The organism is Pseudomonas sp. FYR_5 (genome assembly GCF_043106315.1).
GTDB classification, from domain to species: domain Bacteria; phylum Pseudomonadota; class Gammaproteobacteria; order Pseudomonadales; family Pseudomonadaceae; genus Aquipseudomonas; species Aquipseudomonas putida_Y.
Window position 1 is genome coordinate 112,969 of record NZ_JBICMK010000097.1, and the last position, 13,353, is coordinate 126,321.

A 13,353-nucleotide genomic window follows, 5' to 3' on the forward strand; every position below is an offset into this window, starting at 1 on the left:
CTTCAAGTTGTTGCTGCAGCGAACTTTTTCTTGATTCCCTGTCTATGTGTGAGGCGCAGAAAGGTAGCGGAACGCGAGACAAGGTTCGCCCCACACCTGCTGGCCAGATGGCTCAATTGTTATCAGAGGTTGGCTACGCTCATGAAAATACATGTCGCAAGGTTGGTGCTGCTCGGCCTGTTCTCGTTCGCGGCGGTGGGCACGGCATCGGCAACACAAATGAAAGCCACCGAGGCAGTTGCACCGGCCGTTCAATCACCGTTGCAACCAGCCGGCAACCCTTGGTCCAGGGTGGCCAGTGCGGCCGTTGAACAGCCGGCCACGCTGCTGGCGCATGATGACGATCGCTGGCATGGCCACCGAAGCGACTGGCGCCGCGAACAGTGGCGGCGTGAACAAGCCCGGCGGGACTGGGAGCGGCGGCGCGACTGGGAACGGCGCCGTGATTGGGAGCGCCGCCATGAGCGCGCCATGCGCCAGCGTCATCATGACGCGCATCATTATTACCGCCGTTGAAGCCCATGCGATCGGTTTTAGGGGCAGTGTCAGTCGGCCAGCTGGGGAGCCTCGCCCGCCGCCTCTGCCTCCATCTTCAAGCGGTCCGCCTTGCAGATGTACTTGGGCTTGCGTGGCGCCAGTTTGGCACTGGCCTTTTTGGCATGCGCCTGCAATAGCTGTTTGATCTTTTTACGACGGTTCATGGTCCACGGGGCCTGTCAGTACGGTTTCGCTAACGCCATCATACCCCGGCGGCCGGGAAATGCGGTGAATCATGCCAAGGTTCATGCAGGGCAGCGACCCTGCCGGGCACTCCCCCGCACCGCCTCGGCCAATGTGCGCAGGTTGGCCTGGTGCGCATTCACCAGGCTGGTGATGCTGTTGTCCGCGGCAGTCTGCACGGACGTACGGCAGGTCAGTTCGGCCTGCCCTTCCTGCTTGAGGCGCCACACGGCCTCCAACGAGGCGTAGCGCCCTGGCACCGTGTCGAAGCGTTGCACATCCACCCGCAGCGACGCCTTGCCGCCGCCCGCCGGGCCGCCCAACCGGTCCTGCAAGGCGCTGCGGAATTCATCCACCAGGTTGGCGCCCCACCACTCCGTTTCCAGAATGGCCAGGCCGCTCTGCCCTTGCCGCACGACCAACTGCGGGCGGTCGACCTGGGGCGGCATGGCCACCCTGACCACCTGGATGCGCTGGCCGCTGTCACGCACCGGTTCGCTCGGTACCAGCGTGTGGTAGTTGTTCGGCGTACTGCTGCAGCCCCCGAGCCACACCAGCAGGCTGGCCACACATACATTGCGCAGTCGTTGCATAGGTTGTCTCCTCAGGGTTCAAGGTCTGCGGCCCCGGCCGCTTTTGGCCGGCCACGAATCAGCGACTCGGGGTGGCGGCCAAGATAATCGGCAAGGTCGCGTAGCGAACGCGACATCCGCTCCAGCTCGTCCAGTGCTTCGCCCATTCGCTGGCGCTGCGGCGAGTCTTCGGAAATGGCCGAGTTGGCCGTACGCAGGGTCTTGTGCACCTCGTCCAGCGCCACGTTCACGTCCGGCAGTGTCTGGCCATTGAACTGCCTGAGGCTGGCGCGCAGCTCACGCAGGCTGCCGTCCAGGTTACCAGCGATGCTTTCCAGCGGCAGCTTGGCAATGCGCTCCACTACCCGCTGCAACTGTTCCTGCAACTGCTCAAGGCTGCCGGGCAACGTCGGGATCATGATGGGGTTGGCAGCCATGTCGAAGGTCACCTTGGGGGCATCCGGGTAAAAGTCCAGCGAAATGAACATCTGCCCGGTGATCAGGTTGCCGCTACGTGCCTGGGCCCGCAGCCCATGCTCGACAAAGGAGCCAATCAGTTTCCGCGCACCTTCCATATCGCCCTCGGTGTGCTTGAACACCGCCAGCATCTTGCGGTGCACCGGCCCTAGCCGCTGCGGGTAGATCACCGCATCGACCACGACCGGGAAGCTCTGCCGTGTAGCATCGTAATCGAGCTGGATCGAGGTGACCCGGCCAAACTCCACCCCCTTGAACTCCACTGGCGCGCCCACCGACAGGCCGCGCATGGCTTGGTCGAAGCGCAACTGCAGGTACTGCGCCTGGCCATGCGGAGGCGACAGCGCCCTATCGCGGTCGGCGAATAGCTGGAAGCGGGCCTGGTCGGCAGCAGGCTCGGCTTGCGCGGCGAAATCGGGCGAGCCAAAGGCCAGCCCGCCCACCAGAATCGACGACAGCGATTCGGTATCGACCTTCAGGCCATTGGCACCGATCTGCATGTCGATGCCACTGGCATTCCAGAAACGCGTGTCAGCAGTGACGAACGTGTCGTAGGGCGCCTGCACGAACACGCCAATCTCTACCCCCTTGCCATCGTCCTGGAGGGCAAAGGACACCACCTCGCCCACCGGGATCTTGCGGTAGTAGATCGAAGAGCCGATATCCAGCGAGCCCAGGTCGCTGGCAACCAGAACAAAACGCTTACCCTTTTCGTCATAGGTGATCGGCGGTGGCAGTTCCAATCCGACAAAGGACTTTTCCGGCACGTTCGATTCACCGGAGTCGGCCCCGATGAAACTGCCCGATAGCAGCGTGTCCACCCCGGAAACCCCACCCACGCCGATACGCGGTCGCACCACCCAGAAGCGCGCGCCCCGGGTGGCAAACGATCGGGCATCGTTGGAGAGCTGCACCTTGGCCACCACGCTCTTCTTGTCGTCGGCCAAGTCCACCGTGGTCACTTCGCCAATCACCACGCTGCGGTATTTCACCTGGGTCTTGTGCGCCACCAACCCCTCCCCGCTGTGGAAAGAAATGGTAATCACCGGTCCTTGCTGCATCCAGTTGCGCACCACCAGCGAAGCGCCGATCAGGATTGCCAGGATCGGCACGATCCATACCAGCGACACACTCCAACGCCGGGTGCGCACTTCAACCTGCCCCGCGCCCTCGCGCTTGTCAGTCTGCTGCCCCATCAATGCGGCCTCCCCTCGTTGGCATGGTTATCCCAGATCAGGCGTGGATCAAAACTCATCGCAGAGAACATGGTCAGCACTACCACCATGCCAAAAAACAGAATGCCCACGCGAGGCTCGATGGTGCCCAGCCCGTGCAGTTGTACCAGTGCAGCCACCAGCGCCACTACCATCACATCGAGCATGGACCAATAACCGATCAGCTCGACGAAGCGGTACAACTGCGAACGCTGCCGGCAGGCCCAGGAAGAACCACGCTGGGCAGTGAACAGCAGCAGGCCAAGGGACAAGAACTTGATGGCGGGCACACCCACGCTGGCAATGAAGATGATCAGCGCAATGTCCCAGGCCCCGGCTTCCCAGAACTCCAGCACGCCACCGCCGATGGTGCTGTCTGTACCGCTGCCGAGCATTTCGGTGTGCATCACCGGCAGCAGGTTGGCGGGGATGTAGAAAATCAGTGCTGCCAGCAGAAAAGCCCAGCCACGGCTGATGGCATTGGCCTTGCGCCGGTGAATGACAGCGCCGCAACGGTTGCAGGTGTGCGTGCCACTGCTTGTGTCGCATGCCTGGCCACAGCCATGGCACAGACACAGGCCAAGGTCGTGCGCATTGGCCGGAGTAGTCATACCTGTTCCCACAAGTCGCGGATGTCCTTGCCGGCAATGTGGATGATCAACATGCTCAGTGCGGCCAAGGCCAGCAGGCCGATACCGGGGATCACATCGAGCAGCCCCGCCAGCTTGATCACCGCCACCATCGCTCCCAGCAGACACACCTCCAGCATGCTCCAGGGCCTCAGGCTTTCCAGGCCACGCATGCACAGGGCAAAGCCGGGCGCACGCTGGCCGGCAAGAGCAAAACTCAACACCCAGCACAACAGGGCAATTTGCAGCAGCGGCGCAAAAATGATCGACAGCGCCATCACCAAGGCGATGAAGGTGATACTGCCGTGACTGAGGATCTGCACGGCGTCCCACAATGTGGCCGAGTGGGTCAGCCCCTGCATGCCGATGGTCATCACCGGGTAATAGTTGGCGAACACCAGCAGGACACCGCCCGTCACACTCAATGCCAGCCGCTGCTCGATGGTCAGTGACCTGTGCCGGTACAGCACACCGCCACAGCGCTGGCAAAGGGCACGTTGATGTTTGAGCAGCGGTGCACGGTGGTACACCGTGTCGCAATACTCGCAGATGATCAGATCTTGCGTCTGGCTCATGGTTTGCCCACAGGTAGCCTTGGATCAGGCCAAGAGGCTAATCGGAACGGCGTCTGATATCCGGTGTAGACCATCTGGGCAAAACTTCCATCACAGCGTCAAAGGCGAACTATCCTGTGAGGCGGGCTTTCCGCCCGGTGGAGGTGTGCCATGCGTACGTTCACGTGGAGTTACCTGGTGGTGTTGCTGTGCGCAGCATCGACCGCCCAGGCACAGTCGGTGGTGCCGCTCAAGGGCCAGAGCAGCCAGCAGATGCAACTGGATATCAACGATTGCAATACCGTCGCCACCAATGCCGCAAATGGCGTGGCGACGTCCAGCGACCCACATGTCGGTGGCCGCGTTCGCGGTGCGGCTGTGGGTGCCGCCGCCGGTGCTGCAGGCGCGCAAGTGCGCGGCAACCAGCATGACGAGGTGTATGACCGGGTGGGTGACGATGCCAAGCAGCAATACCGGCAGAACCGTGCCGGCGAAGTGGCCGCCGCCGGGGCCGCGGTCGGTGGCATGCGCCAACGTCAGGAGCGGCGCCAGGACCGGCGCGGCCAGGACGAGGCAAAAACCCAGGCCCATGCCAGTGCCTACAGCGGTTGCCTGCAGGGGCGCGGCTATCAGGTCAACCCCTGAGCAATCGCCACGCCATGCCGCTCCTGCCGGGGTGGCATGGCGTGCTCAGTTCAGGAACTTGGCCAGCTCTTCCCGGCAAAACTCCACGAACAACTGCGCCGGCTTGGTCAGCTGGACTCGCTTCAACCGCGCCGCAGCCAGACCCGACAGCGCCACCGGCTCGGCAATGTCGAGCATCGCCAGACGCTGGCCGTCATAGGTGTATTCCGAGTGCGGGCGGGTAACCAGCAACGAAAAGCCAAAACCCTGACCGACCATACCGCGCACCATCTCGATCGACGGCGAACTGAAGACGATGTTCGGTGCCAGGCCCATCTCGTTGAACAAGCTGACGAAGTAGGTGCGGCTAGGGGCCACGTCCAGCAGGATCATCGGCTCCGGGCACAGGTCCCGCAGCGAGACCTGGGCCTGGCCGGCAAAGCGGTGGTTCTCTGGTAACAGCACATAGGGCTTCTGCGGCGGCATCAGCGGTTCGGCCTCGATGGTGCCGTCCAGGTCGTGGTCATAGAGAAACGCCAGGTCGAAGGTACCGGCGGTCAGGCCCTGGATCAGGTCCTGCTGTTCACCGTCGCGCAGGCGAATGTCCACACCCGGGTAGCGCTGGCGAAAGCCGGCGATCAGGCGCGGCAGGTAAAGTGGCGCCACGGTCTCGAAACAGCCAATGTCGATTTGCCCGGCGACGGTATCGTTGTCGGCCAGGGCGTTCTGTTCGAACTCATGGGCCATCTGCAGCAGCGACTTGGTCTTGGCATAGAAGCGTTTGCCGCTGGGCGTCAATGACACGCCTTGGGCGTGGTGGCGGATGAACAACTGCACACCGAAACTTTCCTCCAGGCTTTTGATGGCCGTAGAGATGGAGGGCTGGGCGATGTACAGCTGGCGTGACGCTTCGGCCACACTACCCGCTTCCACGGTGGTGACGAAGTACTTCAGTTGTCGCAAGGTATAGGCAGCCACAGGGTACCTCTCTGACGCTGGTCTGGGCAGGCTGGGTCATGCCTCACACTTTACCCTTGGCTATCGCTGAGCGGGCGCTGAGAGCCAAAGGATTTACCTATGCCTTGAACAGGTTTTTCTTAGGGGCTGCTGGTATCCGGTTAACGGGCCTCAGTGACAATGCAGCCACTGGTCAAAAATGCCCGAACGTCTTTACTGATAGTCATCGGCCTCAGGTAAACGGTGTGCGCTTACAAGATCGTGGTCACCAGTATCCTCGTCGACGATCAAGCCAAGGCTCTGGTGCTCTACCCTTGCGTACCTGATCCAGATTACCCAGAAGCTCTAGCCGGTTGCCCTTACCCCAATGCGCACCCACAAGGAAAACAGATGCGCCACGAATTCAGCGAAGTGCTCAACGACCTGGTCGACTACTTTCTGCTCGGCGATATCCAGTTGCTTGAGCGTTTCAAGCAAGACCATCAACTGCCCGACGACCTGGCGCACGCGTTCACTCACGGTGACAGCGGCGACCAAGCGGTGCGCGAAGGTATTGTGCTGCCGCTGGCCGGTGTCGACAACCTGCCCTACCGCATCCTGTTCACCCTCGACAACCACACACCAGCCCTGCGCGAGGCCGGCAGCCGCCTGAAGCACCGGCGCAATGGCTATGTGCTGCGGATCGAGCACGGTGCACTGATGCTGTACACCTGGCGCATCCTGCAGCACTTCACGCCCAAGACCCTGGGTGACCTGATGGGGCGTTACCAAGTGCCAGGACGGCCGATCATCGAGTTGGACAATGGCTGGTATGACGTGGAGGTGTTGGCGGGGGCACTGGTGCGCGACGGGTTGTACGAGCCGGCGTTCGAGTTCGTGTTGAAGAAGCGCTGGAGCCGGGGTGAGGCGACAGCTGTGGATACCGGGTATGCATTCGGGCTACGTGGCTACTTCGACTGATTGATCGCCTGTGCTGGCCTCTTCGCGGTTGCTTCACAGGCTTCGAAAGCTGTGTAGAAGCGGGTTCACCCGCGAAGAGGCCAGCACAGCCGAACTCGACCTTCAGGTGTGATTGATATCCCCGGTCGCTGCCACCATGGCAAACGCCACTTCACCCGCCAGGCACTACTGGCCCCTTCAACTCGACCTGATTACCATCCGGGTCGTAGCAGTACAGCGAAAGCCCCTCGCCTTCGGCACCATACCGCTTCTCTGCAGGCTCCACCTTTACCCCGGCGGCTTCCAGATAGGCCGTCAACGCGGCCTCGTCGAACGGCTCGATGCGCAGGCAGAAATGGTGCAGGTTGCGCCCTTCCACCCCCGGTGCAGCTCCGCCTGGCTGCCCCAGCGGGCCATCCAGGGTCACCAGGTCGATCATTGCGGTGCCCGTGGCCAGGTGCACCATGCCCAGATCCTCGCGCACGCGGCTGACCGTGCAGCCGAGCAGCTCGGTGTAAAAGGCAACACTGCGCGACAGGTCGCGGACCCGCAACACAAGGTGGTCGATGTGCTTGATGGTGAAAGGTCGCATGCCGGGACTCCTTGTGGCGTGTTTGCGAAAACGTTCGCCACCATAGCGCAGGTTCCCGCGGCGTGACCAGAATCAGCTACTCATTCACCAAGCGTTGCAGTACGCCCCCTTCATGGCGCGTCAGGATTCGCAGCAGTTGGTCGACCAGCGCCCGGTCCGGCGCATCCAGATGGAAGTGGTGCCCGCCTGGGTGCCAGGAGACTTTCGCCTGGCTGGGCAAGGCGGCCTGACGCCGGGTGAAAGCCTCGCCGGTGAATGCTCCCTGGCGGCCGAACAGCAGGTACAACGGGCAGCGGATCTGGCTGAGCAGGTCGCAGGCTTCGCGCTCGGTCAGTGGCATGGGCTCGGGCAACACCAGCCGCGGGTCGTGGCGCCAGCAATAGCCATCGCCCAGTTGAAGCAGGTCGCGCAGCGCCAGCAGCCGAGCGGCATCTTCCGACAGTTCGGTGTCCAGCCGCTCGCGGCGTTGCGCCAGGGCGGTGTCCAGGTCATCGAAGCGACCGACATCCGGCTCGGTAAAACCCGGCAACTGGCTGCGCTGTACCATACGCTTGAGCCGGTAGGCCCGCGCCAGGTGCTGCACGCGGTCATCCTCGGCAACCGTGAACGGTGCACCCATGCCGTCGAGGAAGGTCATGCTGGCAATGCCACTGGTCATGGCCGCCAGCAGCGACGCTATACCGGTACCCATGCCATGGGCCAGCACATGAAATTGCGCCAGGCCCAGGCTGTCGGTCACCGCCAGCATGTCTTCGGCATGCTCCCACAGGTAATAGCCACTGTCGTGGCGACGATGGCCAGAACGGCCATGGCCGATCAGGTCGGGGGCTACCACGAAGCAGCCGTCCAGCATCGGCGCCAGCCGCTCGAACGAGGCCGCGTTATCCAGCCAGCCATGCAAGGCCAATATGGGAATACCGTCTTCTTCCCCCCAGGTACGGACCGCTATTTCAATACCATCGAGGTCTAGCAGGTGGTCTTTCGGGCTGCACAGCGAACGCATTGCAATTCTCCTTGGCTGAGGCCTGCACCATGACCTGCCCCACCCTCTCGCAGATCCTCCCTCGCTGCCAGCCCCTCACCGACCCGCACATGCGCAGGACCGACCGCTGCCAAACAACTATCTACCGCACACCGACGCCTTGATCAGCGTGGACTGTCTCCCCCACAAAAGAGATGGTTACCATGACAACCCCGACACCCTTACATCAAAGCCAGATAACCCGATCATTACCGAACTGGAGCAAGGCGCTCCATCCCAAGCATACGCGCAAAGTGGTGCAGGGCCTGCACAAGGAATTTCTGGATGACGATGGCACGCCTTACTCGTGGTATGCCACTGCAGATGAGCCAACGCGTGAGCGATTGCACAACGCGTTGCAAGCGCGCAACAAACGGCTGGCGCAAGTCAAACAGGCGCTGGGCGAGTTCAAGGACATCATTGCGTTCTGCAGCCCTCTGCTGACCGAGCGGTTGAAGGTGAATGTGCCTGTAGACAGGGCGCAGTATGTGTTCCAGCCCTTTGAGTCAGATGCCAACATCTGGGTCGGCGTTCCCGATGTGGAAACACCTTTGGTCCCTAACGTGGAAGCGGATGTGCTGGCTACTCGCCCGGCAGGCCAGCCGCAAACACGCAGCTTGCTGGAAGCTGCCCTGCACAACTTCGAGGGGCTGGACGAAGTCGGCCCCTACAGCAGGCTCACCAACGCCGCAGGCAGCGACACCCCCCTGGCAGGCCTGACGGTGGCGGACTTCGTCAGGCACTGTCGGGCGCTGGACCTTGGCAAACGCTATCAAGACCACCTGCTTGCAACCCATGAAGGCGCCAACCGCGCTGAAATCCAGCGCCTGTCGATTGCTGCAAACCGTGAGGCCTTGAGGGTCCAGGCATTGATCGCCCAGCTCAAAGGCCTGCTGAGCAAGGCCGGGCTCGATGCGCTTGCGCAACTGTGCGACGGCAAGCCTCAGCCCACCTATGAAAACGAGGCGTTGCAGTGCTGGAACTTCAACCTGTTCGATATCCCCGTCCACGAAGTACTGTTCATCGGGCCAGACAACCCTTATCGCAAGAACCCCTGCATCGTGTATATCCCTGGCGACAGCGAGCACCCGGTAAGGGAGTTCGCTTCTCGTCAGGAAGCGGGCAAGCACCTGCGCAGTCGACTATTGCAAAGCGAGTTTCGTCGAGCCTTGGTGCATTTCGCCTACAAGGACAGGCAAAAAGAACTCGCCGGAAAGCTGGAAATCGCGCTGTTCGAAGAGGATGAAGCGGGCATACGCAAACCCCGAATCATGCCAGTGATCCCTTTCACGCTCTCGCCAATCAGAACCGACCCTTGGACGACCTTGTACAACGCACACCTTGCGCGCATGAAGGCCGACGCAAAAACCATTGCCGTGCCTACCGCCGAAGTCGACGCCAACGCCCGCCACGAGCGTCTGAAGTACTGGTTCGACCTGGGGATGAACGTGCTGAATGTCGCCGCGTTCTTCGTGCCGGGGCTGAACACGGTCATGCTAGGCGTTTTTGCTTACGACCTGATGAGCTCTGTTTTCACCGGGTTCGAGGCCTGGGAAGAAGGTGATACCCGGCAGGCACTGGCACAGCTGGAATCGTTGGCCATCAACGCGGGGGTAATTGCCGGCTTTGCAGCAGGCGCCAGGGTTGTCCAGGCCTCTGGCTTTGTAGATGCTTTGAAGAGTGTGTGGCATGAAGACAAGGAAGTGCTCTGGCACCCCGACATGAAACCCTATGCGAGCACGGTGGCTATTCCTCAGGGGGCTCAACCCGATTTGCTCGGCCATATGCACGTCGACGGGAAGACCTACCTGAAGCTGGATGGAACCCTGTACGAGGTGTTTCAGGACGCTGATCAGCAGTGGCGCGTGCGCCACCCCGAGGATGCGCAGGCCTATGCCCCGCGCTTGCTGCATCACGGTGATGCCCGCTGGCAACTGGCCCATGAACAGCCTCTGGAATGGGACCGCGAACAGCTCGCGCGCCGCCTCGGCAGCCATGGCGCAGGCCTGGACGACAGCGAACTGGACCATGCCATGCGCAGTACCGGTACCGATCCAGACGTACTGCGACGCGCCCAGGCAGCGGGCCTGCGTCCACCCGCCTTGTTGCTCGACACGCTGCAGCGGTTGCAACTGGACAATCAGACACAACAGATCATCAACTGTGTACGCCATGGGTTGCCGCTGGCTGCGTACAAGAACTTTGCCTTGCCCGAGTTGCTGCGCCTGCCGGGGTGGCCCGAGGGGAAGGTGCTGAAGGTTTACCAAGGGCCAGAGCCCTGGGGCGAATCGGTGCGCTACGGCCCTCCTGACACGCTGGGCCAGGTGGAAATCGAAGTTACCCGTACCGATCTGGACAATGGTCAGTTGAGCCAGACCGTGCTGGATCAAATGGATGAAGAAGCCATTGAGCAATTGCTCGGTGACACACCGACCGAGCGCCGAGCGTCCGCACTGAACAACAAGCTCGCGCAACATCTGGAACAGCATCGCGAGGCGCTGTTCGAGAGCCTGCACCAAAGACGCCGTCCCACACGCCCGCCAATCGCACAAACCCTCGCCCGGCAGTTTCCCGGGTTGCCGGACAGCGCGCTTGAAGAATTGCTTGCCAACATCAGCAACGGCGAACGGGAACGCCTGACAAACGGGCGGGTACCGCTTCGCATTGCCGAGGAAGCACGCCTTCTGCAAGCTCGAGCACGGCTTGACCGCGCCCTCCTCGGCCTGTTCAGGCCCAGCCTGGCCAACGACGACAGTCTACGCATCAAACAGGCGCTGCAAGCCGCGCACCCGCAGGCTGACCCGGCCCGGTTGCTGCAACTCGCCCTTGGAGATCGCCAGCACTGTGCCTCACTGCTTGGACAACAGCCCATCAACCCCAGGTTCCGCTCCCCTTTGCGATTGGCCAACGGCCAGCTGGGCTATCCCCTTAGCGGCCGTGGCTTGCAAGGACGAGCCTTGCCAGCTGCACGTCGACTGCGGGCGCTCTACCCTGAACTCAGCAGCGAGCAAATCAGTGGGCTGCAAGCCGAACTGGCTCGAGGAGGCGACCTGGGTAGCGCGATCAACCAGCTGGAAGTCGAGCAGCGTACCCTCAACCGGGATCTCAACCGCTGGGTAAGCACCGCCCGCACCCTTGAAGAGCGCTTTGATCGCCAGCAATGCACCGAGCGACTGATGAGTGCTTCGCGCCGTGAAGGCGGCGTGCAAGCCGAAACACTGGTACTGGACCGTATGCAACTCGAAGCGCTACCCGCTTTCACTGCACGCATGCCGCATATCCGTAATCTCAGGCTCGAGGGGCTGCAGATGCGGCACCTGGAGGGCAGCTTCCTGGCAAACTTCCCTAACCTGGAAATCCTGGAAATCGTCGGCAACCCGGACATCGATGCCGAAACATTGTTCGAGGCGCTCAGGTCAGCACCGCGGCTGCGCGAGCTGGGCCTGACTGACAATGGCTTGACCACCCTTTCACCCAGCGCCCAACAGGCCATCGCGGCAATGCCCGGCCTGCGGCTACTGTGGCTCAGCCGTAACCGGCTGCAACTCGATACCACCAGTTTGGGCTTCCTGACGCGCTTGCCCCTGGATGCCCTCGGCCTGGGCCACAATCAAATCACCCTGGACGAAAGCCTTGCCGCCCAGTTTCAGGACATGATCCACCCCACAGTACTGCACCTGTCAGGCAACCCACTGCGACTGGCGCCCGACCTGCGCTTCATGGCGCGTCTTGTCCACCTGGAACTTGAGCGTTGCGAACTGCAGCAGTGGCCTGACAGCCTGACAGTCCTGATGAGCCAGCCCCAGTACCAACTGCGCTATCTGAACCTTTCGTCCAACCGCATTCGTACCCTGCCAGACCTGCCTGGCGTGCTGCGTACCCCGTTTGCCCGCGATGTCGCCGCGCACTTGCCGGAGCGCCGCTGGCTGTTCAACTACAACACCCTGGAAGCCCAGACACGTGCACGCTTGGGCAGTAGCGGCGTCAACGTATTCGAGCACGCAGAAGACGTGCCACTGTGGCAAGGCATTTTCCGTGGCGAGGCGAGCAGTGCCGAGGAGCAACTGTGGAGCGACCTGTTCGACCAAGGTGAAAACGCAGCGCTGCTGGGCGTACTCGAACGTCTTGCCCAGTCAGCAGAAGCGCAGCGTGATGGCGAGGCCCTGAGGGCACGCGTCTGGAAGCTGCTGGATGACGCGGCCCACGACACCGCGCTGCGTGAGCGCCTCGCCATCGTGGCCGGCGAATTCCCGCCAACCTGTGGCGACGCAGGTGCCGACGCGTTCAGTGCCTTGGAGTTAGAAGTGCTTGCCCATGAAGCGGCAGCCGTCGCCGGTAGTCGACCGGCTGATCTACTGAGCCTGTATGGCAAGCTGTATCGACGCAGTCAGGTCAATCAACTGGCCGACCGCATCAGCTGGAGAAGGTCCTTGCGCAAACAGGCGCTGCTCGATGGGGTCTTCGATGAAAACCTCCCCCCCTATGATGAGCTCGACGACCCCTCAGCCTTTCCAGACAGCGAACTTCAAACGGGGCTGGTGGACGATGTCGAGGTACGCTTGGCCCTGCGCCAGTCCTTGGCCAGCGCGCTGGACTACCCTGAGCCGAGCCGAGGCATGCTGTACCGCCATACGGCCAGAATCAACGATACAGTCATCGAAAGGGTGCAAGCTGCGGTCCTTTCCCTGGACAGGGATGCCACCGCCCGGGAGCAATGGCTGAACCAGCAGCCGGGCTGGGTCGAGTACTTGAAACGAGAGCATGCGGCACAGTTCAGCCTGATCACCGACTTCTGGCGGCCAGGCCTTGATTATCTCTATTACTGCCTGGATGAAACCGCCGACCCGGTAACGTCCCTGGACAGCTCTGTGCTCCGAGCCTTGGCCAGGGTGATGCCTGAAAGCCCCGTGGATGCTCAAGGCGTTCTGCGTCGCGTCGTGATCAACGAGCAGCAGTATCGCCAGGGCGTGGACGCGCTGACTGCCGAGCAGCAGCAGGTTGAAACCGGTCTGCTGACCAGTCTCACCCGTCAGACGCAAACAATCGGCCGCTAA

At 62.0% G+C, this 13,353-nt stretch carries 12 protein-coding genes; 4 read left to right on the forward strand and 8 right to left on the reverse strand.

What is annotated here, in order from left to right; genetic code table 11:
• Positions 1–141: 141 nt before the first annotated feature.
• The gene (locus ACF8RA_RS18970) at positions 142–516 is read left to right on the forward strand and encodes a hypothetical protein (protein WP_176684657.1); all 375 of its coding nucleotides are present in this window, start codon (positions 142–144) and stop codon (positions 514–516) included.
• 29 nt (positions 517–545) lie between these two features.
• Here the strand turns inward: ACF8RA_RS18970 and ACF8RA_RS18975 are convergent, their stop codons facing one another.
• The 5 genes from ACF8RA_RS18975 to ACF8RA_RS18995 form a co-directional block, all read right to left on the reverse strand.
• Positions 546–701 (reverse strand): DUF2986 domain-containing protein, encoded by a 156-nt coding sequence (locus ACF8RA_RS18975; RefSeq protein ID WP_003250831.1) that lies wholly within the window; start codon positions 699–701, stop codon positions 546–548.
• An 81-nt stretch (positions 702–782) separates the two neighbouring features.
• The gene (locus ACF8RA_RS18980) at positions 783–1,313 is read right to left on the reverse strand and encodes a membrane integrity-associated transporter subunit PqiC (protein WP_176684658.1); all 531 of its coding nucleotides are present in this window, start codon (positions 1,311–1,313) and stop codon (positions 783–785) included.
• Positions 1,314–1,324: 11 nt separating this feature from the next.
• Positions 1,325–2,965 (reverse strand): intermembrane transport protein PqiB, encoded by a 1,641-nt coding sequence (locus ACF8RA_RS18985; protein ID WP_176684659.1) that lies wholly within the window; start codon positions 2,963–2,965, stop codon positions 1,325–1,327.
• A complete protein-coding gene (locus ACF8RA_RS18990) occupies positions 2,965–3,594 on the reverse strand; it encodes a paraquat-inducible protein A (RefSeq protein ID WP_176684660.1) in 630 nt (209 codons plus the stop codon). The genes ACF8RA_RS18985 and ACF8RA_RS18990 overlap by 1 nt, the downstream gene beginning before the upstream one ends.
• A complete protein-coding gene (locus tag ACF8RA_RS18995) occupies positions 3,591–4,187 on the reverse strand; it encodes a paraquat-inducible protein A (RefSeq protein ID WP_014860839.1) in 597 nt (198 codons plus the stop codon). Before ACF8RA_RS18995 ends, ACF8RA_RS18990 begins: the two co-directional genes overlap by 4 nt.
• 150 nt (positions 4,188–4,337) lie before the next feature.
• On the opposite strand from ACF8RA_RS18995, the gene ACF8RA_RS19000 reads away from it, so the two are divergent.
• Positions 4,338–4,811 carry a YMGG-like glycine zipper-containing protein gene (locus tag ACF8RA_RS19000; protein WP_176684661.1) on the forward strand — a complete coding sequence of 158 codons (474 nt, stop codon included), beginning with the start codon at positions 4,338–4,340 and terminating at the stop codon, positions 4,809–4,811.
• 45 nt (positions 4,812–4,856) lie between these two features.
• On the opposite strand, the gene ACF8RA_RS19005 is transcribed toward ACF8RA_RS19000, so the two are convergent.
• Positions 4,857–5,768, reverse strand: coding sequence for a LysR family transcriptional regulator (locus tag ACF8RA_RS19005; RefSeq protein WP_176684662.1), 912 nt, complete (start codon positions 5,766–5,768; stop codon positions 4,857–4,859).
• A 369-nt stretch (positions 5,769–6,137) separates the two neighbouring features.
• Here ACF8RA_RS19005 and ACF8RA_RS19010 point away from each other — a divergent pair, with 369 nt between their 5' ends.
• Positions 6,138–6,707 carry a hypothetical protein gene (locus ACF8RA_RS19010; protein ID WP_176684663.1) on the forward strand — a complete coding sequence of 190 codons (570 nt, stop codon included), beginning with the start codon at positions 6,138–6,140 and terminating at the stop codon, positions 6,705–6,707.
• A 151-nt stretch (positions 6,708–6,858) separates the two neighbouring features.
• Here ACF8RA_RS19010 and ACF8RA_RS19015 read toward each other — a convergent pair whose 3' ends face one another.
• The gene (locus tag ACF8RA_RS19015) at positions 6,859–7,278 is read right to left on the reverse strand and encodes a VOC family protein (RefSeq protein WP_176684664.1); all 420 of its coding nucleotides are present in this window, start codon (positions 7,276–7,278) and stop codon (positions 6,859–6,861) included.
• Between the two features lie 76 nt (positions 7,279–7,354).
• Positions 7,355–8,281: an alpha/beta fold hydrolase gene (locus tag ACF8RA_RS19020; RefSeq protein WP_176684665.1), complete on the reverse strand. Its 927-nt coding sequence runs from the start codon at positions 8,279–8,281 to the stop codon at positions 7,355–7,357.
• Between the two features lie 182 nt (positions 8,282–8,463).
• On the opposite strand from ACF8RA_RS19020, the gene ACF8RA_RS19025 reads away from it, so the two are divergent.
• A complete protein-coding gene (locus ACF8RA_RS19025) occupies positions 8,464–13,353 on the forward strand; it encodes an NEL-type E3 ubiquitin ligase domain-containing protein (RefSeq protein ID WP_392462222.1) in 4,890 nt (1,629 codons plus the stop codon).